Source organism: Stenotrophomonas sp. PS02297 (assembly GCF_029959705.1).
Lineage (GTDB): Bacteria > Pseudomonadota > Gammaproteobacteria > Xanthomonadales > Xanthomonadaceae > Stenotrophomonas > Stenotrophomonas nitritireducens.
Genome location: NZ_JASCOS010000064.1, coordinates 1 through 21,587, shown reverse-complemented (window position 1 = coordinate 21,587; position 21,587 = coordinate 1). Strand labels below are relative to the sequence as shown.

The 21,587-nt window shown below is 69.8% G+C and carries 20 protein-coding genes and 1 tRNA gene; 17 read left to right on the top strand and 4 right to left on the bottom strand.

Translation table 11 applies throughout. From position 1 onward, the window contains the following. Positions 1–198: 198 nt before the first annotated feature. Positions 199–474, bottom strand: a complete 276-nt coding sequence (locus QMX80_RS12435; RefSeq protein WP_282277361.1) for a polyhydroxyalkanoic acid system family protein — start codon at positions 472–474, stop codon at positions 199–201. 119 nt (positions 475–593) lie between these two features. Here QMX80_RS12435 and QMX80_RS12430 point away from each other — a divergent pair, with 119 nt between their 5' ends. The 4 genes from QMX80_RS12430 to aroA all read left to right on the top strand — a co-directional run bounded on the left by QMX80_RS12430 (position 594) and on the right by aroA (position 5,340). Further along, positions 594–1,397, top strand: coding sequence for an FHA domain-containing protein (locus QMX80_RS12430; protein WP_282277360.1), 804 nt, complete (start codon positions 594–596; stop codon positions 1,395–1,397). 142 nt (positions 1,398–1,539) lie between these two features. Then, positions 1,540–2,625, top strand: coding sequence for a phosphoserine transaminase (gene serC / locus QMX80_RS12425; RefSeq protein WP_282277359.1), 1,086 nt, complete (start codon positions 1,540–1,542; stop codon positions 2,623–2,625). 54 nt (positions 2,626–2,679) lie between these two features. Continuing rightward, a complete protein-coding gene (pheA, locus tag QMX80_RS12420) occupies positions 2,680–3,849 on the top strand; it encodes a prephenate dehydratase (RefSeq protein ID WP_273081849.1) in 1,170 nt (389 codons plus the stop codon). A 180-nt stretch (positions 3,850–4,029) separates the two neighbouring features. Then, on the top strand, positions 4,030–5,340 hold the full coding sequence (gene aroA / locus QMX80_RS12415; protein ID WP_282277358.1) for a 3-phosphoshikimate 1-carboxyvinyltransferase: 1,311 nt from the start codon (positions 4,030–4,032) through the stop codon (positions 5,338–5,340). A gap of 75 nt (positions 5,341–5,415) precedes the next feature. On the opposite strand, the gene QMX80_RS12410 is transcribed toward aroA, so the two are convergent. Both QMX80_RS12410 and QMX80_RS12405 read right to left on the bottom strand, forming a co-directional pair. After that, the gene (locus tag QMX80_RS12410; RefSeq protein ID WP_282277357.1) at positions 5,416–5,973 is read right to left on the bottom strand and encodes a TonB family protein; all 558 of its coding nucleotides are present in this window, start codon (positions 5,971–5,973) and stop codon (positions 5,416–5,418) included. A gap of 131 nt (positions 5,974–6,104) precedes the next feature. Then, on the bottom strand, positions 6,105–6,752 hold the full coding sequence (locus QMX80_RS12405) for an energy transducer TonB (protein WP_282277356.1): 648 nt from the start codon (positions 6,750–6,752) through the stop codon (positions 6,105–6,107). A 128-nt stretch (positions 6,753–6,880) separates the two neighbouring features. Between QMX80_RS12405 and serS the strand changes: the two genes are divergently transcribed. From serS to QMX80_RS12340, 13 genes are all read left to right on the top strand, one after another. Then, entirely contained in the window at positions 6,881–8,161 is a 1,281-nt protein-coding gene (serS, locus tag QMX80_RS12400) for a serine--tRNA ligase (RefSeq protein WP_282277355.1), read from the top strand. A gap of 213 nt (positions 8,162–8,374) precedes the next feature. Beyond that, positions 8,375–9,382 (top strand): LysR family transcriptional regulator, encoded by a 1,008-nt coding sequence (locus QMX80_RS12395; RefSeq protein WP_152984213.1) that lies wholly within the window; start codon positions 8,375–8,377, stop codon positions 9,380–9,382. 69 nt (positions 9,383–9,451) lie between these two features. Further along, positions 9,452–9,541, top strand: a tRNA-Ser gene (locus QMX80_RS12390). A gap of 63 nt (positions 9,542–9,604) precedes the next feature. Then, positions 9,605–10,069 carry an acetyltransferase gene (locus QMX80_RS12385; protein ID WP_282277354.1) on the top strand — a complete coding sequence of 155 codons (465 nt, stop codon included), beginning with the start codon at positions 9,605–9,607 and terminating at the stop codon, positions 10,067–10,069. Further along, positions 10,066–10,578, top strand: coding sequence for a tRNA adenosine(34) deaminase TadA (gene tadA / locus QMX80_RS12380; RefSeq protein ID WP_282277351.1), 513 nt, complete (start codon positions 10,066–10,068; stop codon positions 10,576–10,578). Before QMX80_RS12385 ends, tadA begins: the two co-directional genes overlap by 4 nt. Positions 10,579–10,651: 73 nt before the next feature. Further along, positions 10,652–11,236: an oligoribonuclease gene (orn, locus tag QMX80_RS12375; RefSeq protein ID WP_282277350.1), complete on the top strand. Its 585-nt coding sequence runs from the start codon at positions 10,652–10,654 to the stop codon at positions 11,234–11,236. A 5-nt stretch (positions 11,237–11,241) separates the two neighbouring features. Then, positions 11,242–12,096 (top strand): EcsC family protein, encoded by an 855-nt coding sequence (locus tag QMX80_RS12370; RefSeq protein ID WP_273081836.1) that lies wholly within the window; start codon positions 11,242–11,244, stop codon positions 12,094–12,096. Between the two features lie 87 nt (positions 12,097–12,183). Further along, positions 12,184–12,720: a GNAT family N-acetyltransferase gene (locus tag QMX80_RS12365; RefSeq protein WP_282277349.1), complete on the top strand. Its 537-nt coding sequence runs from the start codon at positions 12,184–12,186 to the stop codon at positions 12,718–12,720. Between the two features lie 203 nt (positions 12,721–12,923). Beyond that, positions 12,924–13,583, top strand: a complete 660-nt coding sequence (locus QMX80_RS12360) for a glutathione S-transferase family protein (RefSeq protein WP_282277347.1) — start codon at positions 12,924–12,926, stop codon at positions 13,581–13,583. A gap of 42 nt (positions 13,584–13,625) precedes the next feature. Next, complete coding sequence (locus tag QMX80_RS12355) at positions 13,626–15,902, top strand: thiamine pyrophosphate-dependent enzyme (RefSeq protein WP_282277346.1); 2,277 nt, start codon at positions 13,626–13,628, stop codon at positions 15,900–15,902. Between the two features lie 8 nt (positions 15,903–15,910). Then, a complete protein-coding gene (gene asnB, locus QMX80_RS12350) occupies positions 15,911–17,854 on the top strand; it encodes an asparagine synthase (glutamine-hydrolyzing) (protein WP_282277344.1) in 1,944 nt (647 codons plus the stop codon). 73 nt (positions 17,855–17,927) lie between these two features. Further along, entirely contained in the window at positions 17,928–18,485 is a 558-nt protein-coding gene (locus QMX80_RS12345; RefSeq protein WP_055764982.1) for an NADPH-dependent FMN reductase, read from the top strand. 205 nt (positions 18,486–18,690) lie between these two features. Next, complete coding sequence (locus QMX80_RS12340) at positions 18,691–20,106, top strand: replicative DNA helicase (protein WP_273081827.1); 1,416 nt, start codon at positions 18,691–18,693, stop codon at positions 20,104–20,106. A gap of 13 nt (positions 20,107–20,119) precedes the next feature. Here QMX80_RS12340 and QMX80_RS12335 read toward each other — a convergent pair whose 3' ends face one another. After that, a complete protein-coding gene (locus QMX80_RS12335) occupies positions 20,120–21,157 on the bottom strand; it encodes a membrane dipeptidase (protein ID WP_282277342.1) in 1,038 nt (345 codons plus the stop codon). Positions 21,158–21,587 lie beyond the last annotated feature (430 nt).

Genomic DNA, 21,587 nt, shown 5'->3' with positions numbered 1-21,587 from the left:
CACCCCGGCGGCGCGGCGCGGGGGCGGGGGCGCCGGGGGCGGGCGCGGCGCCCGGGGGGGCCCGCGCCGGGGTCGCGGCCGGCATCGTGGTGTTCGTGGGTATTCATGGCGGCGTTCCTCTGTGCGGGCGACAGGGAATACCGTAGCGGCGGCGATGCCTGCGCGGCGTGATGGCGCCCGGCATCCGCGCGGCTTCGTTCAGCCCAGTTTTTCGGCCAGCACCCGCTGGATTTCCGATTCGACCATGCCCTTCATCGCCGACAGCAGGAAGCCGAGTTCGGCCTTCACCCGCACCGCGCCGGGCAGCATCTCGATCACGCCATCGACGCCGGAACGGGCGAAATGCAGATTGGTGCCTTCCCAACGGGCGTTGACGTCGAAGCGCTCCTGCAGCTTGCGGGCGACCTCGGCGATGGCTTCGCGGGCGCTTTCGTCGGACAGGTTGTGGGCGTGGCGGATGTCGATGGTGGACATGGGAAGCTCCTGGCGGGCTGGCGTGGAACAAGGGTGCGGCATTGTGCGGACACGCGCCGCGCAGTCCAAGTCCCGCGACCACCTTCTGCATGTCCTGCCAACCTGCTAGGCTGCCGCCGGTGCGCACTCTGCAAGTCCATTTCAGCAATCGCCAGCAGCCCGATCAGCCCCTAGCGCCGGGGGTGCAGCGCATCGTCCGCGATGCCAGCGGGCAGGTCCGGCTGGGCGACGACAGCGTCGGCCCGTTGCTGCTGGCGCGCTTCTGCACCGACGAACGCGGGGTCTGGCTGCAGGTGGCCAGCGGCAGCCGCGGCATCCATGTCAACGGCCGCCCGGTGCGGCGCATGGCATTGCTGCGCGCCGGCGACTCGGTCTACGCCGATGGCGTGGAGATGCTGCTGCGCGGGGAGTGCGACCCCGTCGCGCAGCCGCCGGCGGCAACCGGCGATGACGGCGAGGACCTGCGCGTGCTGCTGCGCGGCGTCGGCGGCCGCCACCATGGGCGCTGTTACCCGCTCGACCGCCCCCGCACCATCGGCCGCGACGGCGCGGCGGACGTGGTGATCGACGATCCGGTTTTCCCCGAACGGCAGGCGCGGTTCGAGCGCCACGGCGACCGGGTATTGCTGCGCGACCTCGGTTCGCCGGAAGGATGCCGGGTCAACGGCGTCGCGGTCCGGCACTGCTGGCTGCAGGGCGGCGACCAGGTGGTGTTCGAAGGCAACCAGCGCTTCGTGCTCGAAGTGCCGCTGGATGCCCATTCGGCCGCGTTCTCCGCCACGGCCGACGCTTCCGGCGCGGAGCAGGAGCCGGGCGCGGACGAACTCCGGCCGACGCGCGCGCGGCGCTGGCCGTGGCTGCTGCTCAGCGCGCTGCTGCTGGGCGGTGCGATCAGCGCGCTGTTGCTGTTCGGCGCCCGCTGACCTTCCTTCCGCCTCCCGGTGGAACCGCCTTCCGGGCACCCGGTGGCACCCCGTGCGGATTGGCTGCAGATGCAACTTTTCCTGTGCCCCCAAAGCCTGTTGCGCTGCGGCATACTTGGGGTTCCCCTTGGACAGGTGTGACATGACGCGCGCGTTCAACTTCAGTGCCGGCCCCGCGACCCTGCCGGAATCGGTCCTGCGCCAGGCGCAGGCGGAGATGTTGGAATGGAACGGCGTGGGCGCGTCCATCGTCGAGATCAGCCACCGCAGCGCTGATTTCATGGCGGTGGCGGCGCAGGCTGAAGCCGACCTGCGTACCCTGGTCGGCATTCCCGATGACTACGCGGTGCTGTTCCTGGCCGGTGGCGCGACCACGCAGCAGGCCCTGCTGCCGTTGAACCTCGCCGCGCCCGGGCAGCGCGTGGACTACGTGGTCAGCGGCCACTGGGGCAAGACGGCGGTCAAGCAGGCGCAGCCCTACGTGGAGGTGAACATCGCCGCCGACGGCGAGGCCGGCGGCTTCCGCGACATTCCCGCGCGCGCGCAGTGGCAGCTTTCCGATGATGCGGCCTACGTGCACATCACCGCCAACGAGACCATCCACGGCGTCGAGTTCCGAGAGGTGCCGGACGTGGGCGCGGTGCCGCTGGTGGCCGATTTCAGTTCTTCCATCGCTTCCGAGCCGATCGACGTTTCGCGTTATGGCGTCATCTACGCCGGCGCGCAGAAGAACCTCGGTCCGGTCGGCATCGCGGTGGTCATCGTCCGCCGCGACCTGCTCGAACGCGCCGGCCAGCCGCGTGCGGACATCTTCGATTACCGCTCGCACGCCGCGCGCGATTCCATGCTCAACACCCCGCCGACCTGGAACTGGTACCTGCTCGGCCTGACCGTGCAGTGGATGCTGGCGCAGGGCGGCACCGCCGAGTTCGCCCGCCGCAACGCGGCCAAGGCCTCGCTGGTCTATGCGGCCATCGACGGTTCCGGTGGCTTCTACCGCAACGAAGTGGCGCCGGGGGTGCGTTCGCGGATGAACATCCCGTTCTTCCTGCCCAGCGCCGAACTGGACGCACGCTTCGTCGCTGATGCCAAGGCCGCGGGGCTGATCGCGCTCAAGGGCCACAAGGCGGTCGGCGGCATCCGCGCCTCGCTGTACAACGCCATGCCGCTGGAAGGCGCGCAGGCGCTGGCGGCGTTCATGCACGACTTCCAGCAGCGCAACGGCTGATCCGCACATCCCGCCGCGCGCATCGCGCCGGCACGCAACAGGCAGACGAGAACCATGGCATCCAAGCCACCCAAGACCACCAGCAAGGCGAAGCCGGCGCCCGCGAAGAAGGCCGCTGCCAAGGAAACGGGCATCGCCGTGGCCAAGCCGGTACTGGCCGACGTGCGCGCCAAGATCGACCAGATCGACCGCAGCATCCAGTCGCTGATCGCCGAGCGTGCGCAGTTCGCCCACCAGGTCGGCAAGGCCAAGGGCAAGCTCGCCGCCGCCGTCGACTATTACCGCCCCGAGCGCGAGGCGCAGGTGCTGCGCATGGTGGTCGACCGCAACGAGGGCCCGCTCTCGGACGAACTGCTGGTGCACGTGTTCCGCGAGATCATGTCGGCCTGCCTGGCGCAGCAGGAGCCGCTGAAGATCGGCTATCTCGGCCCGGAAGGCACCTTCAGCCAACAGGCCGTGCTCAAGCATTTCGGCCGCTCGGCGCTGGGCCTGCCGCTGGCCAGCATCGAGGAAGTATTCCAGGAAGTGGAGGCCGGCAACGCTGATTTCGGCGTGGTGCCGGTGGAGAACTCGGGGCAGGGCACGATCCAGATCACCCTGGACATGTTCCTGACCTCCAACCTCAAGATCTGCGGCGAAGTGGAACTGCGCGTGCAGCAGTTCCTGATGTCGCGCAGCGGCCGGCTGGAGGACATCGAGCGCGTCTATGCGCACCCGCAGTCGTTCATGCAGACCTCGGCATGGCTGCGCGCCAACCTGCCCAAGGCGGAGAAGGTGCCGGTATCCAGCAATGCCGAAGGCGCGCGCCGCGCGCGCAACGCCGACGACGCGGCGGCCATCGGTGGCGAGAGTGCCGGCCATGTCTACGGCCTGAAGAAAGTGGTGACCAAGCCGATCCAGAACGATGCGGACAACACCACGCGCTTCCTGGTGATCGGCCGCCAGTTCTTCCCGTCTTCGGGCCACGACCGCACCTCGGTGCTGGTCTTCATCCACGACAAGCCCGGCGCGCTGTTCGACGTGCTCAGCCCGTTCGCGCGCCATGGCATCAGCATGAACCGCATCGAGTCGCGGCCCTCGCACCAGGCCAAGTGGGAATACGGTTTCTTCATCGACCTGGCCGGCCACATCGAGGACGCATCGATGCAGGCCGCGCTGGCCGAGCTCAAGGCGCACTCGGCGCAGATCAAGGTGCTCGGTTCCTATCCGGTCGCCGTGCCGTGATTTGAAGCCCCTCGGCCAGAGGGGCGGTTGGCGGGCCACCGGTTCGCTGCTCTACCAACGCCCTTGCGCCAGCGCAGGGGCCGGGGCGCAACACCTCGACGCTGAGCCCCGTCGCATCCTCATCCGCCCCTTGGGGCACCCTCTCCCGGCGGGAGAAGGGATTCACCAGAGAGACCCGGCATGACCTCCCAGCCCCACTGGATCGCAAGCAAAGGCCAGCCCCTGCAGGGCACGCTCGATATTCCCGGCGACAAGTCGGTGTCGCACCGGGCGGTGATGTTCGCCGCGCTGGCCGATGGCGTATCGCGCATCGATGGTTTCCTCGAGGGCGAAGATACCCGCGCCACCGCCGCGATCTTCGCGCGCATGGGCGTGCGCTTCGAAACCCCGTCGCCGTCGCGGCGCATCGTGCATGGCGTCGGCGTGGATGGGCTGAAAGCGCCAACCGGCGATCTCGATTGCGGCAACGCCGGCACCGGCATGCGCCTGCTCGCCGGCCTGCTCGCGGCGCAGCCGTTCGACACGATCCTGGTGGGCGACGAGTCGCTGACCAAGCGCCCCATGCGCCGCGTGACCGGCCCGCTGGCGCAGATGGGCGCGCGCATCGACACGCAGGACGACGGTACGCCGCCGCTGCACATCCACGGCGGCCAGCCGCTGCACGGCATCCATTACGAACTGCCGGTGGCCAGCGCGCAGGTGAAATCGGCGGTGCTGCTGGCCGGCCTGTACGCGCAGGGCGAGACTTCCGTGGTCGAGCCGCACCCGACCCGCGACTACACCGAGCGCATGCTGCGCGCCTTCGGCGTGGAGATCGATTTCGAGCCGGGCCGGGCGCGCCTGCGCGGCGGCCAGCGCCTGCATGCCGCCGACATCGCGGTGCCGGCGGATTTCTCCTCGGCCGCGTTCTTCATCGTCGCCGCCAGCATCATCCCGGGCTCGCAGGTGCGCCTGCGCTCGGTGGGCCTGAACCCGCGCCGCACCGGTCTGCTGGCCGCGCTGCGGCTGATGGGGGCGGACATCACGGAAGAGAACCCGGCCGAACACGGTGGCGAGCCGGTGGCCGACCTGGTCGTGCGCCATGCGCCGCTCAAGGGCGCGGAGATTCCGGTGGAGGTGGTGCCGGACATGATCGACGAGTTCCCCGCGCTGTTCATCGCCGCCGCGGCGGCCGAAGGCCCGACCGTGGTGCGCGGCGCGGCCGAGCTGCGGGTGAAGGAATCCGACCGCCTTGCGGCGATGGCTGCCGGCCTGCGCACGCTGGGCCTGCGCATCGACGAGACCGAGGACGGCGCCACCATCCATCCGGGCGTGCTCGGCAGCGGCACCATCGAAAGCCATGGCGACCACCGCATCGCCATGGCGTTCTCCATCGCCGGCCAGCTGAGCCAGGGGCAGGTGCGGATCAACGATGTCGCCAACGTGGCGACGTCCTTCCCCGGCTACGATCAGCTGGCGCGCGGTGCGGGTTTCGCGCTGACGGTCGCCTGACGGCAGGGGAAAAAAATGCAACGGACCGGCAGCGTGGCGCTGCCGGTCCGTTCGTTTCGTTCAATCGCGACGCGCTCAGCGCCCGGTGCGGAAATCCACCGGGACGCGCACCACGGTGGCCACGGCGCGGCCGTTGCGCAGTGCCGGCTCGAACCTCCAGCTACCCAGCGTGTCCAACACCGCGCGGTCCAGGTCGCGGCTGCGTTCGCCGTCGTGCGACACGATGCTGGCGTCGGTGACCTTGCCCTGCGCATCGACCTGCAGGCTGGCCACGACGCTGCCCTCGACCCCGGCGCGCAGTGCGGCCGGCGGGTAGGCGGGGGAGGGGTTGCCGGCCAGCGGGCGCGCCTGGCGGTCGCCGACCACGGCCGCCGGCTTGCGCGGGCCATGCGATGCGGTGGCGGGAGTACGCATGGCTGCCGGCGCATCCATCGTCGGCGCCGCGACGACCGGCGTGGTTTCCGCGCTGGCAGGAACCGCGGGGGCCCGCTCGGCGTGCCGCCACATCAGGGTAAGTACGCCGACCAGGATCGCCAGCAGCAGGGCCATCCACAGCACGGGCGAAGTGGAATGGCTGCTGGGTTGTCCGCTCTGCGCGGCGGCATTGAGTTCATGGGCGTGAGTGGCACTCATCGTCAGGCTCCTTATGCGTCCAGTGACGCCTGGAGTCTGGCCCGTCAGCCGCGGCCCGGGTGTCAGCGCGACGTCAATGCGCCGCCCGCGGGTCCGCGGCAGTTCAGCGTATGGCGCACGCTGCGTTCAGCTTACTGGGCCGGCTGGAAATCGAAGGGGATTTCCAGGCTGCCGACCATCGGCTGGCCGTTGCTCTGTGCCGGCTGGAAACGCCAGCCGCGCACCGCATCCAGCGCCGCGCGGTCCAGGTCGCGCGAACCGCTGCGCTGGACGATCTTCGCGTCCAGCGGCATGCCGCTGGCATCGACGTCCACGCGCACCACCACCGTGCCGCTCTCGCCACGCCGCAGCGCGGCCGGCGGGTAGGCCGGAGGCGGGCTTTGCCCCGGCAGCGGCACCGGGCGGTCGCCCGCCGCTGCGACGGGGGCGGGCGCGGTGGGCGTGGCGGGTGCGGCGGCCACCGGCGTTTCGGGCAGGGGTTGCGGCGCAGGTGCGGTCTCCACCACCTGCGGCGCTTCCTCGACCGGCGCCTCCGGGCGCGCATCGGGCATGTCGCTGGCGCCGCTGCCGGCGGGCAGCGGTTCGGGCAGGGGCATGGCCTCGTCGGCCTGGACCTGCGGCTGCGCCGGGTCGGCCCGGTAGAAATCGTTGTGCCGGCGCGCGTTCAACCACACCGCCACGAACAGCAGCAGGCCGGCGCAGAAGGCGATGCCGGCGATCTTCAGAGCGTTGCGCGGCAACTGGAAGGTGATGTTCTGGTCGGAGCGGGAAGCGGGCATGGGCAGCGCAGGCGGGGAGCTTGACCGGAAGGAACGTCCGGATTCTGGCACAGGACGGTACCTGCGCGCGGCAGAGCGGCGCGGTTCGGGCGATAATCGCGTTCCGTATCCGTTTACAGTGCCGCCCCATGCTCGATCCCGCCCTTCTCCGACAGCAGCCCGCCGAACTGGCGCAACGCCTGCGCGATACGCGCGGCTACGAACTCGACGTGGCCGCGATCGAGTCCCTGGAAGCCGACCGCAAGCGCATCCAGGTGCGTACGCAGGAGCTGCAGAGCCTGCGCAACAGCCGTTCCAAGGCGATCGGCCAGGCCAAGGCCAAGGGCGAGGATGTGTCGGCGATCATGGCCGAGGTGGCCGGCTTCGCCGACGAACTGAAGGCCTCGGAAGTGCAGCTGGACGAACTGCGCGCGCAGATCGAGACGCTGTCGCAGGGTATTCCCAACCTGCCGGCCGACGACGTGCCGCGGGGCCGGGACGAGAGCGACAACGTCGAGCAGTCGCGCTGGGGCACGCCGCGCACGTTCGATTTCGCGGTGCTCGACCACGTCGAGCTCGGTGCCCGCAACGGCTGGCTGGACGGCGAGACCGCGGCCAAGTTGTCCGGCGCGCGCTTCACCGTGCTGCGCGGGCCCATCGCCCGCCTGCACCGCGCGCTGGGCCAGTTCATGCTGGACCTGCACGTCAACGCGCACGGCTACGAGGAAACCAACGTGCCGGTGCTGGTCAACGCCGATTCGCTGCGCGGCACCGGCCAGCTGCCCAAGTTCGAGGAAGACCTGTTCAGGACCGCGCTGGGCGATGCCACGCGCTACCTGATCCCGACCTCGGAAGTGCCGCTGACCAACATCGTCCGCGACGAGATCGTCGAGGCCGAGCGCCTGCCGCTGCGCATGACCGCCCACTCGATGTGCTTCCGTTCCGAAGCCGGCAGCGGCGGCCGCGACGTGCGCGGCATGATCCGCCAGCACCAGTTCGAGAAGGTGGAACTGGTGTCGGTGTGCCGCCCGGAGGAAAGCGACGCCGAGCACCAGCGCATGACCGCCTGCGCCGAGACCGTGCTGCAGAAACTGGGCCTGCCGTACCGGCGCATGCTGCTGTGCACCGGCGACATGGGCTTCTCGGCGATCAAGACCTACGACCTGGAAGTGTGGCTGCCCTCGCAGCAGACCTACCGCGAGATTTCCTCGTGCTCGAACTGCGGCGACTTCCAGGCCCGGCGCATGCAGGCGCGCTGGCGTAATCCCGCCACCGGCAAGCCGGAACTGGCGCATACGCTCAATGGTTCGGGCGTGGCGGTGGGCCGGGCGATGATCGCGGTGATGGAGAACTACCAGAACGCCGATGGCTCGATCACCGTGCCCGAGGCGCTGCGCGCATACATGGGCGGGGTGGAGCGGATCGGCTGAGGCTGGCCGTCATCTTCGTCTGTCTGAAAGGCCCGCAGCGATGCGGGCCTTTCGTTTGCAGGCCCGCCCTTGCCGTCCTGTAGAGCGGGGCAACGCCCCGCTGGAGCCATCCGGACGAAGCACTGTCGCGGACGGTGCGCGGCATATCGGACCGATCGCGGCCTGATTTGTAAAATCAGGACAAAGGTGGTTGAATTTACCGATTCGTTCCAGTTGTGGGATCAATCCATGCAGGACCTCAACGACCTCTACTACTTCGCGATGGTGGTGGACCATGGCGGCTTCGCCGCCGCCGAGCGCGCGCTGGGCATCCCCAAATCGCGCCTGAGCCGGCGCATCAGCCAGCTGGAAACCGACCTGGGCGTGCGCCTGCTGCAGCGTTCGACCCGTCGCTTCGCGGTGACCGACGTGGGCATGAGCGTGCACCGCCATGCGCAGACCATGCTGGCCGAGGCGCAGGCCGCGCGCGAGGTGGTGGACCGCCTCAGCGCCGAGCCGCGTGGTCTGGTGCGCGCCAGCGTACCGGTGTCGCTGGCGCAGATGCAGTTGCCCAAGCTGCTGCCGAAGTTCCTCGAGCAGTACCCGAAGGTGCGCCTGCAGCTGAACATCAGCAACCGCCGCGTGGACATCATCAACGAGGGCTACGACGTGGCGCTGCGGGTGCGGTCGCGGCTGGACGACGACGGCAGCCTGGTGATGCGCAGCTTCGGCCAGGTGCAGGAACTGCTGGTGGCCAGTCCGAAATACCTGGACCGTGCCGGCCGCCCGAAGACGCCGGACGACCTGGCCCAGCATGTCACTCTGAGCATCAGCGAGGACGAGGCGCGGCAGCGCTGGGAACTGCACGGCCCGGGCGGCGTGGTCAGCCGCGTGGACCTGCAGCCGCGCGTGGCCGGGTTCGATTTCCCGCTGCTGCAGAGCATGGTCAAGGACGGCTTCGGCATCACCATGCTGCCGGAAACGGTCTGCGCCGAAGCGGTGCGCAACGGCGAGCTGGAAGTGGTGCTGCCGGACTGGTCGCTGCCGCAGGGCATCTGCCATGCGGTGTTCGCCTCGCGCCGCGGCCTGCTGCCGGCGGTGCGGGTGTTCATCGACTTCCTGGCCGAGCACCTGCCGGCGGAGCTGGAGGCTTCGCGCCTGGATTGCGGCGGCGCCTGCGAGCGTGCCAAGGAGAAGATCCGCGCCTCCACCATGGGCGCGCTGGCGATCGAGGCCGGTTGAGCAGGATCGGCGGCGGCGTGCGAGAATGCGCGCCCCTGGCCGGTGCGCAGGCATCGGTGCGACAGTCACGGGCAGATGGCCGAGCGGTTTAAGGCACCGGTCTTGAAAACCGGCGAAGGGTCAAACCTTCCGTGGGTTCGAATCCCACTCTGCCCGCCATCCTGGCGGCCCGGGCGCCTGCCGCGCCGGGTGCGTTCCCGGGACTCTTCCGGACTCCGAGCCATGCCGACACTGCGTCCATCGCGCCCGCAAGACGGCGCCCGCATCATCGATATCTGGCGCTGCGCCGTCGATGCCACCCACCACTTCCTCGCCGCCGCCGACCGCCAGGCCATCGATGCCGAAGTCTGCGGTTTCCTGCCCCATGCGCCGCTGCTGCTGGCGGTGGACGCCGACGACGTGCCGATGGCCTTCATGCTGGTCGTGGACGGCCACATGGAGGCGCTGTTCGTCGACCCGGCGCATCACGGCCGCGGGCTGGGGCGCCTGCTGGTGCAGCAGGCATTGCGCGGGCATCCGCGCCTGGGCACCGACGTCAACGCGCAGAACGCGCAGGCAATGGCGTTCTATGCGCGGCTGGGCTTCGTCGAGACCGGGCGTTCGCCGCTCGACGGGCAGGGGCGGCCGTATCCGCTGGTGCACCTGCGCCATGCCGGCGCGCCGTCCGCATCGGCAGGCGCGCGATGAACGCGGCCGCGGCCGGGCACGACCCGGAAACCGATGTGCGCTGGATGCGCCATGCGCTGGCGCTGGCCGAGCGCGCGCAGCGCGAGTTCGACGAGATTCCGGTGGGCGCGGTGCTGGTCGGGGCCGACGGCCAGGCGCTGGGCGAGGGCTGGAACCTCAACATCGCCCGCCACGATCCCAGCGCGCATGCCGAGATCGTGGCGATGCGCGAGGCCGGGGCGCGGCTCGGCAACCACCGGCTGGTCGGCTGCACGCTGTACGTCACGCTGGAGCCGTGCGCGATGTGCGCGATGGCGCTGGTGCACGCGCGGGTGGCGCGCGTGGTGTACGCGGCCACCGATCCCAAGACCGGCGCCTGCGGCAGCGTGTTCGACCTGCTGGGCGATGCGCGCCACAACCATCGCGTCCAGGTCGCCGGCGGCGTGCTGGCGCGCGAAGCGGGCCTGCGCCTGACCAACTACTTCCGCGCCAAGCGCGGCCGGCCGCTGCTGCCCGACGACGGCGGCTGACCACGCGCGGCGTATCATGAAGGCCCGATATCCCGCCGGCGACGTTGCCGCCGGCCCCTGCAAGAGGCGCTACATGACGGACAACAGCACAGGCAACGACCGGTTGATCTGGATCGATCTGGAAATGACCGGGCTGGACACGGACAACGATTCGATCATCGAGATCGCCACCGTGGTCACTGATGCCCAGCTCAACGTGCTGGCCGAAGGCCCCGAGTTCGCCATCGCCCATCCGCTGGCGGCGCTGGAGGCGATGGACGAGTGGAACCGCAACCAGCACCGCCGGTCCGGCCTGTGGCAGCGCGTGGTCGAAAGCGACATCAGCCTGGGCCAGGCCGAAGCGCGGACCATCGCCTTCCTGCAGGACTGGATCAAGGCCGGCGCCTCGCCGATGTGCGGCAACTCCATCTGCCAGGACCGCCGCTTCCTGCACCGGCAGATGCCGCGCCTGGAGCGCTATTTCCATTACCGCAACCTGGACGTGTCCACGGTCAAGGAACTGGCCCGGCGCTGGGCGCCGGCGATCGCTTCCGGCGTGGGCAAGAACTCCAGCCACACCGCGTTGAGCGATGTGCACGACTCGATCGCCGAGCTGCGCCACTACCGCCAGTACATGGGCGCGCTGGCCGGGTTGCCGGGCGTGCCGGAACCGGCCTGAGCGCGATGGGAGAGCTGGCGCCGACGCTGGCCGATTGCCCGCAGGACATGGCCGACCTGCGGCGCGCGGTGGCGCTGCTGGAAGCGCCGACGCTCAGCGCGCGCATGGCCAACCTGGTCGGCTCGCCGCTGGAGTTCGCCGTGCGCAGGCTGCCCGCCGGCATCTCCAGGCGCATCCAGGGCGCGACCGAGGCCGCGCTCTACAAGGCCGCGCAGGCCGCGTTGTGGAGCATGGACCGGAAGCAGCCCGGCAAGCCGGCCTCGCCGCGCCTGCACAGGCTGGCCGCCGCCGCCTCCGGGGCACTGGGCGGCGCCGGCGGGTTGCCGGCGCTGGCGATCGAACTGCCGCTGTCCACGACCATCATCATGCGCGCGGTGGCCGACATCGCCCGCAGCGAAGGTTTCGACCTGGACGATTTCGCTACCCGCCAGGCCTGCCTGGAGGTGTTCGCGCTGGGCGGCAATTCGAGCGGCGACGACGCCAGCGAGACCGGCTACTACCTGGCACGCGGCTTCACCACCGAGCTGATGCGGCATCTGTCGGCGGAACTGGCCGGCACCACGCTCAGCGGCAGCCATGGTCTGGTGCTGGGCCTGGGGCCGAAAGAGGCCGGCAAGTGGCTGGCGCGGATCGTGGAGAAGGTTGCCGCCCGCTTCGGCGTGGTGGTGTCGGAGAAGTTCGCGGCCCAGGCCGTGCCGGTGATCGGCGCGGTGGCCGGCGCCACCTTGAACACCATGTTCACCGGTTACTACCAGGACATGGCGCGCGGGCATTTCATCGTCCGCCGCCTGGAACACAAGCATGGCTTCGAGACCGTGCGCCTGGCTTATGGCGCCATCAGCGGGCGCATGCGTGCCTGATATGCCGGCAGGGGCCGGATGCGGATGCCGGGGAGTGGCCGTCCTGGCTCCGGCGATCCATGGGTCGGAACACGGAGTGGATGCGCGATGAGCATTTTCGACCTGCGGGTGGAGACCGAACGGCTGCTGCTGCGGCCGACGTCGGCGGAGGATTTCGATGCCTTCGCCGCGTTCTGCGCCGATCCACTGGCGATGGAGCACCTGGGGGGCGTGCAGGCACCGTCGGTGGCCTGGCGCAGCCTGGCCACGTTGACCGGCAGCTGGCAGCTGCTGGGGTACTCGATGTTCTCGGTGATCGAGAAGGACAGTGGGCGCTGGGTGGGCCGGGTCGGGCCATGGCAGCCGCATGGCTGGCCGGGGCCGGAGGTCGGCTGGAGCATCGCGTCGGCAAGTTGGGGACGCGGCTATGCGCCCGAAGCCGCGCGCGCGGCCATCGACTGGGCCTTCGATGCGCTGGGCTGGGATGAGGTGATCCACACCATCGCGCCGGGCAACGTCAACTCGCAGGCGGTCGCGCGCAAGCTCGGTTCGCAGGTGCTGCGCACGACGCGCCTGCCGCCGCCGCATGAGGTCGACGTCGAGGTATGGGGACAGTCGCGGCAGGCGTGGATGGCCCGACGCTGAGGCATCGTTTCAGGCGCATCCATCGAAGCGTGGAGCCGCTTGCGCATCCGTCGTGATGGTCGATGTGGGCCGGCGCCCTCGCCAGCGCGCCGGATGGCGCCTTTCCGTGCTTCTTTTGCTGCGGTCGCAGCTTTACCAAATGCCCCCGGTTCCGGTCATATGGTCGGATCGCGCGCCCTCCGGCGGCGTGGGGAAGCGTGTCGTTGAGCAATCCAGGTGCTGCGTTGACGGTGTATGGCATGTCCACTTCGGGCAACTGCCACAAGGTCCGTTTGTTGCTGGAGCAGCTGGGCACGCGTTACCGCTGGATCGAGGTGGACAGCGCCAGCGGCCAGACCCGCACGCCGGCCTTCCTCGCGCTCAACCCGAACGGCAAGGTGCCGCTGGTCGAACGCGACGACGGGCGCGTGCTCGCCGAATCCAACGCGATCCTGTTCTGGCTGGCCGAGGGCACGCCGTTCCTGCCGGCCGACGGCTGGCAGCGCGCGCAGGCGCTGTCGTGGATGTTCTTCGAGCAGTACAGCCATGAGCCGTACATCGCGGTGGCGCGTTTCATCAGCGGCTGGACGCCGCCGGATTCGCCGCGGCGACAGGAGCTGCCGCGGCTGCGCGAGCGCGGACACGCGGCGCTGGCGGTGATGGAGCGCCACCTGTCCACGCACGACTGGTTCACCGGGCCGGGCTACGGCATTGCCGACATCGCGCTGTACGCCTATACCGCGGTCGCCGCCGATGGCGGCATCGAACTGTCTTCCTATCCGGCCATCGGCCGCTGGCTGCAGGCGCTGCGCGCCCGGCCCGGCTTCGTGGCCATGCCCGATCCGCCACCAGAGGTGCTGCGCAACTTCGCCGCGTCACCCTGATCCGTTTTTTCCCAACCTGCCTGCACCGTGGAGTCCCGCCTGATGTTCGCCCGTGTACCCAACCCCATCCCGGCCCGCATGAAGGGCCTGAACCGCGCCGAGATCTGCGATACCAATTTCATCGAATTCGTGAAGGGGCTGGGGCAGGGGCCGGCCGGCGCGCCGCAGGAGGCGGCCCCGGTGCTCCCGGGCAGCGGGCTGGACGCGCAGGGATTCCGCGAACTGTTTGAATCGCAGCTGGTCAGCCGTCACCTGGACCTGATGGCGCGCGTGCTGCGCGTGCAGAACAAGGTCTTCTACACCATCGGCTCGTCCGGGCACGAGGGCAATGCGATGGTGGCGCGCGCCGCCCGCCATACCGATCCGGCGTTCCTGCACTACCGCTCCGGCGGCTTCATGGCCGAGCGCTTCCGCAAGCTGCCGGGAATGGACCCGATAATGGATTCGGCGCTGAGCTTCGCCGCCAGCGCGGAAGACCCGGCCAGCGGCGGCCGCCACAAGGTGTGGGGCAGCAAGCCGTTGTGGGTGCTGCCGCAGACCTCGACCATCGCCTCGCACCTGCCCAAGGCCCTGGGCACGGCGATCGCCATCGAGGCCGGCAAGCGGCTCGGCCTGTCCCTGCCGGTGCCCGAGGACAGCATCGCCATCTGCTCCTTCGGCGACGCCTCGGCCAACCATGCCACCGCGCAGACCGCGTTCAACGCCGCCTCGTGGACGGCCTACCAGAAGCTGCCGGCGCCGGTGCTGTACGTGTGCGAGGACAACGGCATCGGCATCTCGGTGAAGACGCCCGGCGGCTGGATCGCCGAGAGCTTCCGCAACCGCCCGGACCTGGACTACTTCTTCGCCGACGGCCTGGACCTGGCCGCCGGCTACGCCGACGTGGAGCGCGCGGTCGAGCACTGCCGCCGCACGCGCCGCCCGACCTTCCTGCACCTGCGCACCACCCGCATCATGGGCCACGCCGGCACCGACTTCGAGATCGAGTGGCGCGCGCTGGAGGAACTGTGCGCGGTGGAGGCGGGCGACCCGCTGTTGAGGTCGGCGCAGATCGCGGTCGAGTCCGGGCTGATGAGCGCCGGGGAGGTGCTGGCCCTGTACGAGAGCACCCGCGCGCGCTGCTTCGAAGCCGCCGAGGACGCGGACAAGCGTCCGCGCCTGACGGCTTTGAAGGACGTGATGGCGCCGCTGGCGCCGTACACCCCGGACAAGGTGCACGCCGAGGCGACCCGTGCCGACTACGGGCAACGCCGCCTGGACGTGTTCGGCAGCGAGGCGGCGCTGCCGGAGAACCTGCCGCCGCGGCACCTGGCGATCCAGATCAACCAGGGCCTGCACGAGCTGTTCTGCAAATACCCGGACACCCTGCTGTTCGGCGAGGACGTGGCGCAGAAGGGCGGCGTCTATACGGTGACCAAGGGCCTGCACAAGGCGTTCGGCCCGCGCCGCGTGTTCAACACCCTGCTGGACGAGACCATGATCCTGGGCATGGCCCAGGGCTTCGCCAACATGGGCATGCTGCCGATCCCGGAGATCCAGTACCTGGCCTACCTGCACAACGCCATCGACCAGGTGCGCGGCGAGGCCTGCTCGCTGCAGTTCTTCTCCAACGACCAGTACCGCAACCCGATGCTGATCCGCATCGCCGGGCTGGGCTACCAGAAGGGCTTCGGCGGCCATTTCCACAACGACAACTCGATCGCCGCCATCCGCGACATCCCCGGGCTGGTGGTCGGCTGCCCGTCGCGCGGCGACGACGCGGCGATGATGCTGCGCACGCTGGCGGCGCTGTCGAAGGTGGACGGGCGCGTATGCGTGTTCCTGGAGCCGATCGCGCTGTACATGACCAAGGACCTGCACGAGGCCGGCGACGGCCAGTGGCTGTTCCCGTACCCGGCGCCGGAGCAGGCGCTGGAGCTGGGCCAGGGCCGCGTCTATGGCGAAGGCAACGACGACCTGGTGATCTTCACCTACGGCAACGGCGTGCCGATGGGCCTGCGCGCGGCCAGGGTCATCGAGGCGGCGCAGGGCTGGAAGGTGCGGCTGGTGGACCTGCGCTGGCTGGTACCGCTCAACGCGGCTTATATCGCCGAGCAGGCCCGCGGCGCAAGGCGCATCATCGTGCTCGACGAGGGCCGGCACAGCGCCGGCGTGGGCGAGGGCGTGATCACCGCGCTGGCCGAGGCCGGCTTCGGCGCGGTGCCGCTGCGCCGGGTGACCGGCGCGGACACCTACACGCCGCTGGCCGGTGCCGCATTGCTGGTGCTTCCGGGCGACAATGACGTGGTGAGCGCCGCAGCCGAGCTGGCGCGTGGATAACGATCGGTATGTGTGGACTGGCGGGAATCCTGCAATCGCAGGCGCGGTTGCAGGAAGCGGAACTGGTGGCGCTGGCCGGCGCGATGGGCGATGCGCTGGCCCATCGCGGCCCGGATGACCGCGGTGTGTGGGTGGATGCTGCCGCCGGCGTGGCGCTGGCGCACCGGCGGCTGAGCATCCTGGACCTGTCGCCGCTGGGCCACCAGCCCATGGCCTCCAGCGACGGCCGCTACTGGCTGGCCTACAACGGCGAGATCTACAACTTCGCCGAACTGCGCGCCGAGCTGGAATCGCTCGGCCATGGCTTCCGTGGCCATTCCGATACCGAGGTGCTGCTGGCGGCGGTCGTGCAGTGGGGGCTGGAGGCGGCGCTGCGGCGCTGCAACGGCATGTTCGCCATCGCCCTGTGGGACCGCCGCGAACAGCGCCTGTCGCTGGCCCGCGACCGCGTCGGCAAGAAGCCGCTGTATTACGGCTGGGCCGGCGATACGCTGGTGTTCGGCTCCGAGCTGAAGGCGCTGTGGCGCCATCCTGCGTTCGACAACGGCATCGACCGCGACGCGCTGGCCCTGCTGCTGCGGCTGGACTACATTCCGGCGCCGCACTGCATCCACGAGGGCGCCTTCAAGCTGATGCCGGGCCGCGTGCTGCACCTGGACGCGGCACAGGTGGCAGCTGGTGCGGCCGCGCACCACCCCGGGCAGGCGCAGGTGGCGTACTGGGACGCGCGCGAGCGCATGGCCGCCTGCCTGGCCGCGCCGTTCGCCGGCAGCGAGGCCGAGGCCACCGATGCGCTGGACCGGCAGCTGCGCCACGCCGTGGCGCTGCGCATGGTGGCCGACGTGCCGGTGGGCGTATTCCTGTCCGGCGGCACCGATTCGGCCATCGTCGCCTCGATGATGCAGGCGCAGAGCGCGCAGCCGGTGCACAGCTTCAGCATCGGCTTCGAGGACTCGGACCACGATGAGGCGCCGCTGGCGAAAGAGGTGGCCCACCATCTGGGCTGCGACCACACCGAACTGTACGTCAGCGGCGCCGACGCCTTGGCGGTGGTACCGCAGTTGCCGGCGATGTTCGATGAACCCTTCGCCGATGCTTCGCAGGTCCCCACCGCGCTGGTCGCGCGGCTGGCGCGGGGCGGCGTCACCGTGGCCCTGTCCGGTGATGGCGGCGATGAACTGTTCTTCGGCTATACCCGTTACCAGCGCGCGTTGCGCAACTGGCGCGCGCTGCAGCGCGTGCCGGCGCCGCTGCGGCGCTGGCTGGGTCGTCATGCCCGCGCCCAGGGCGAGGCTTCGCGTGCCGGCGGCCTGGCCGCGCTGCTGGCCGAGACCGGCGCCAGCGGCATCGGCGATGTCTACCGCAACCGCATCTCGCGCTGGCGCGACCCGGCCGCGGCGATACGCGGCGCACGCGAGCCGGCCACCTTCTACAGCCAGCCCGACCCGCTGCAGGGGCAGGGCAGCCCGGCCGACGCGATGATGCTGGCCGACTTCACCACCTACCTGGCCGACGACCTGCTGTGCAAGGTCGACCGCACCAGCATGGCGGCCAGCCTGGAGGCGCGCGCGCCGCTGCTGGACTGGAACGTGGCCGAGTTCGCCTGGTCGCTGCCGCTGGACCTGAAGCTGCGCGAGGGCACCAGCAAGTACCTGCCCAAGCAGGTGCTGCGGCGCTACCTGCCCGATGCGATGGTGTTCCGCGGCAAGCGCGGCTTCGGCGCGCCGGTGACGCAGTGGCTGCGCGGCGACCTGCGGGACTGGGCCGGCGACCTGCTCGATCCGCGGCGGCTGCGCCAGGACGGCGTGTTTGAGGAGGCCGCGGTCTCGGCGCTGTGGCAGCGCTTCGGCCGGGGCGAGCGCAAGTGGCACACCCACCTGTGGAACGTGCTGATGTTCCAGGCCTGGCAGGCGCACTGGCAGGCGCAGCGGGCGCAGGTCCACGCCGGCTGACGGCGCATGGCCTTCACCGGCCGCGAAGGCGCGCCCGGCTAGCGTAGCCGGACCCATCCCCAGCGAGGTCGCCATGGAACCGTATCGCATCGCCGTGTTCGTCGGCAGTCTGCGCAAGGAGTCGCACAACCGCCGGCTGGCGCTGGCCCTGGAGAAGCTGGCCGGCGAGCGCGCGCGGTTCGACTACCTGCGCATCGACGACATCCCGCTCTACAACCAGGACCGCGACAGCGACTTCCCGGCGCAGGGCACGCGCCTGAAGAACGAGATCCGCCAGGCCGACGCGGTGCTGTTCGTCACCGCCGAATACAACCGGTCCATCCCCGGCGTGCTCAAGAACGCCATCGACACCGCCTCGCGCCCCTATGGCGATGGCGCCTTCGACGGCAAGCCTGCCGCGGTGATCGGCACCTCGCCCGGCGCGGCCGGCACGGCGATGGCCCAGCAGCACCTGCGCAACGTGCTGGTGTTCGTGAACCTGTCGGTGATGGCCCAGCCCGAGGCCTTCCTGCAGTACAAGGAAGGGCTGATCGAGGCCGACGGCAGCGTGGCCAACGACGGTACCCGCCGCTTCCTGCAGGGTTATGTCGACCGCTTCCTGGACTGGGTCGGGACGCACCGGCAGCGCTGAAGGCTGCTGTCGGGCGATAATCGCGTCCACCGGCGCCGCAGCCGGCGCCGGGCATTTCGCGCCGGCTCCGGCCCCGGCCCTTGCGCCGCGGGCCCTGCGGCCACATTCACCGGCTGCGGACAGGTTGTCCACAGAACTATCCCCACACCGAGAGCCGGCGTCCGCCTACCATGGGCGCCTGGCTTTTCCGCAGTAGCAGGTTTCCATGTCCGCCCGTCCCAGCTTCCGTTCCGACCGCAACGACCGCGCAGAGCGCGGCGAACAGCGCATCGACAGCCTGCGCGTGCCGCCGCATTCGGTCGAGGCCGAACAGGCGGTGCTGGGCGGCCTGATGCTGGCGCCGGAGGCCTTCGACCGGGTCAACGAGGCGCTGACCGAGAAGGACTTCTACCGCCGCGACCACCAGCTGATCTACCGCGCCATCCGCGAGCTGTCCGAGCGCGACCGCCCGTTCGACGCGGTGACCCTGGGCGAGTGGTTCGAGTCGCAGGGCAAGCTGGAGCAGGTCGGCGACGGCGCCTATCTGATCGAACTGGCCAGCACCACGCCGTCGGCGGCCAACATCGGCGCCTATGCGGAAATCGTCCGCGACAAGGCGGTGCTGCGGCAGCTGATCCAGGTCGGTACCGACATCGTCAACGACGGTTTCCAGCCCGAGGGCCGCGACAGCACCGAACTGCTGGCGACGGCGGAGAAATCGGTGTTCGCCATCGCCGAGCAGGGCGCGCGCGGGCGTACCGACTTCGTCGCCATGCCCGGCGCGCTGAAGGATGCGTTCGAGGAACTGCGCAATCGCTTCGAGAACGGCGGCAACATCACCGGACTGCCGACCGGCTACAACGATTTCGACGCGATGACCGCCGGCCTGCAGCCGACCGACCTGATCATCCTGGCCGCGCGCCCGGCGATGGGCAAGACCACCTTCGCGCTGAACATCGCCGAGTACGCGGCGATCAAGTCGAAGAAGGGCGTGGCGGTGTTCTCCATGGAAATGTCGGCCTCGCAGCTGGCGATGCGCCTGATCTCCTCCAACGGCCGCATCAACGCCACGCGCCTGCGTACCGGCCAGCTCGAGGACGAGGACTGGAGCCGCGTCACCGGCGCCATCCGCATGCTGAAGGAAACCAAGATCTTCATCGACGACACCCCGGGCGTGTCGCCGGAAGTGCTGCGCTCCAAGTGCCGCAGGCTCAAGCGCGAGCACGACCTTGGCCTGGTGGTGATCGACTACCTGCAGCTGATGAGCGTGCCGGGCAACAGCGAGAACCGCGCCACCGAGATTTCCGAGATCAGCCGTTCGCTCAAGGGCCTGGCCAAGGAGCTGAACGTGCCGGTGATCGCGCTGTCCCAGCTCAACCGCTCGCTGGAAACGCGTACCGACAAGCGCCCGGTGATGGCCGACCTGCGCGAATCCGGCGCTATCGAGCAGGACGCGGACATGATCGTGTTCATCTACCGCGACGAGTACTACAACAAGGAAAACTCGCCGGACAAGGGCTTGGCCGAGATCATCATCGGCAAGCACCGTGGTGGCCCGACCGGCTCGTGCAAGCTGAAGTTCTTCGGCGAATACACCCGCTTCGACAACCTCAGCCACGACAGCGTCGGCGCGTTCGAGTAGCGCCCGGGCGGCCTCAGCCGCTTCCCCAGATGTCGCCGAAGGCGCGGGCGAAGTTCGCGCCCAGCACCTTCTCCACCACCCGCGGCGCATGGCCGCGGCGCAGCAGGGCGTCGGCCACCAGGGCGAGCCTGCGCGGGGTATTGGCGTCGGGCAGGTAGGGCGTGCGGTTCTCGCCCGGCGCGCCGGTGCCGCTACGCTGGCGCTCGCGCATCTGCAGGTCCATTTCCCGGATGTCCTTCTCGTCGACCGGGAAGAACAGCGCGTCCGTGCCGATGCCGACATGGTCTTCGCCGCATACGCGCAGCGCATGTTCGAGGTGGGCGATGTAGTCGGCCAGCAGCGGCTGGCGGTTGTCCTCGGTGAGGAAGGGCAGCATGTAGATGCCGACCACGCCGCCCTTGTCGGCCAGCGCCCGCAGTTCCGCATCGCCCTTGTTGCGCGGATGCTCGAAGACCGCGCTGCAGCCGGCATGGGTGATGAGCGGCGGCGTGCGGCTGGCTTCGATGCCTTCCTGGGTGGTGCGCGCATTGGAATGGCTCAGATCCAGTGCCACGCCCAGTGCGTTCATCCGGGCGATGGCCTCGCGCCCGAGTGCGCTCAGGCCCATCGACGCATCGTCCAGGCTGCCGCCGCCGAACGCGGAGGCGCGATTGTAGGAAAGCTGCATGACCCGCACGCCGAGTCCGCGGAACAGGTCGATGCGTTCGACCTTGTCCTCCAGCATGGTCGTGGCTTCGAACGAGAAGATCAGCGCGACCTTGCCCTCGCGCTTGGCGCGGGCCATGTCGCCGTGGTCGACGACCTTCAGGAACAGCCCGGGATGGGAGTCGATCAGCTGCTGCGCGCGGGCGATGTCGGCGACGGTTTCCTCGAACGAGCCGGCCGCGCCGCCGAGCGTGGTCTTGATCGCGCTGATTCCCGATTCCCTGATCTGGCGCAGGTGCAGGGCCAGGTCGTCGTCGTGCAGCAGCGCGCCGACCGAGGCCAGCGCGTTGGCATCCAGGACCAGGGCACGGGCATACAGCGCGGTGCTGCCGGTGGCGGGAGGCACTGCGATGGCGGATGCGGCGTGGGTTCCCGCGATGGCCGGGGGCAAGGACAATCCCGCCAGCATGCCACTGCTCCATCCCAGAAACCGGCGACGCGATGCATCCATACCCATGGAACTCCCTTCCCGGCGATGATTGCGGACGATGATGGCCCAAGCCCATCGTCGGGCACAAACGAGAGGGGGCGGCCGGAGGCGGGCATGTGCCGCGGCAACGCCGTGCGATGTTGGCCACGCACCGGCTGGAACCTTGCCGGGAACGCGCCAGCGGGGCGTTGCCCCGCTCTACAGGGCGGCGGGGGGCGTGACTCTTGTAGCGCCGGGCAACGCCCGGCGGGGCTCTATCGGGAATGCAGGGAACGCTTCAGCGGGGCGTTGCCCCGCGCTACCAGTCGCTTATACACAACGCCGAGCCCACCACACCCCGTCCCAC

What these genes read in the sequence shown, in the direction of transcription:
- orn (WP_282277350.1), top strand. Translation starts at nt 10,652, where the DNA reads ATGACGGACAACAGCACAGGCAACGACCGGTTGATCTGGATCGATCTG.
- pheA (WP_273081849.1), top strand. Translation starts at nt 2,680, where the DNA reads ATGGCATCCAAGCCACCCAAGACCACCAGCAAGGCGAAGCCGGCGCCC.
- tadA (WP_282277351.1), top strand. Translation starts at nt 10,066, where the DNA reads ATGAACGCGGCCGCGGCCGGGCACGACCCGGAAACCGATGTGCGCTGG.
- serC (WP_282277359.1), top strand. Translation starts at nt 1,540, where the DNA reads ATGACGCGCGCGTTCAACTTCAGTGCCGGCCCCGCGACCCTGCCGGAA.
- QMX80_RS12355 (WP_282277346.1), top strand. Translation starts at nt 13,626, where the DNA reads ATGTTCGCCCGTGTACCCAACCCCATCCCGGCCCGCATGAAGGGCCTG.
- QMX80_RS12345 (WP_055764982.1), top strand. Translation starts at nt 17,928, where the DNA reads ATGGAACCGTATCGCATCGCCGTGTTCGTCGGCAGTCTGCGCAAGGAG.
- QMX80_RS12435 (WP_282277361.1), bottom strand. Translation starts at nt 474, where the DNA reads ATGTCCACCATCGACATCCGCCACGCCCACAACCTGTCCGACGAAAGC.
- QMX80_RS12405 (WP_282277356.1), bottom strand. Translation starts at nt 6,752, where the DNA reads ATGCCCGCTTCCCGCTCCGACCAGAACATCACCTTCCAGTTGCCGCGC.
- QMX80_RS12410 (WP_282277357.1), bottom strand. Translation starts at nt 5,973, where the DNA reads ATGAGTGCCACTCACGCCCATGAACTCAATGCCGCCGCGCAGAGCGGA.
- QMX80_RS12385 (WP_282277354.1), top strand. Translation starts at nt 9,605, where the DNA reads ATGCCGACACTGCGTCCATCGCGCCCGCAAGACGGCGCCCGCATCATC.
- QMX80_RS12365 (WP_282277349.1), top strand. Translation starts at nt 12,184, where the DNA reads ATGAGCATTTTCGACCTGCGGGTGGAGACCGAACGGCTGCTGCTGCGG.
- asnB (WP_282277344.1), top strand. Translation starts at nt 15,911, where the DNA reads ATGTGTGGACTGGCGGGAATCCTGCAATCGCAGGCGCGGTTGCAGGAA.
- serS (WP_282277355.1), top strand. Translation starts at nt 6,881, where the DNA reads ATGCTCGATCCCGCCCTTCTCCGACAGCAGCCCGCCGAACTGGCGCAA.
- QMX80_RS12370 (WP_273081836.1), top strand. Translation starts at nt 11,242, where the DNA reads ATGGGAGAGCTGGCGCCGACGCTGGCCGATTGCCCGCAGGACATGGCC.
- QMX80_RS12340 (WP_273081827.1), top strand. Translation starts at nt 18,691, where the DNA reads ATGTCCGCCCGTCCCAGCTTCCGTTCCGACCGCAACGACCGCGCAGAG.
- aroA (WP_282277358.1), top strand. Translation starts at nt 4,030, where the DNA reads ATGACCTCCCAGCCCCACTGGATCGCAAGCAAAGGCCAGCCCCTGCAG.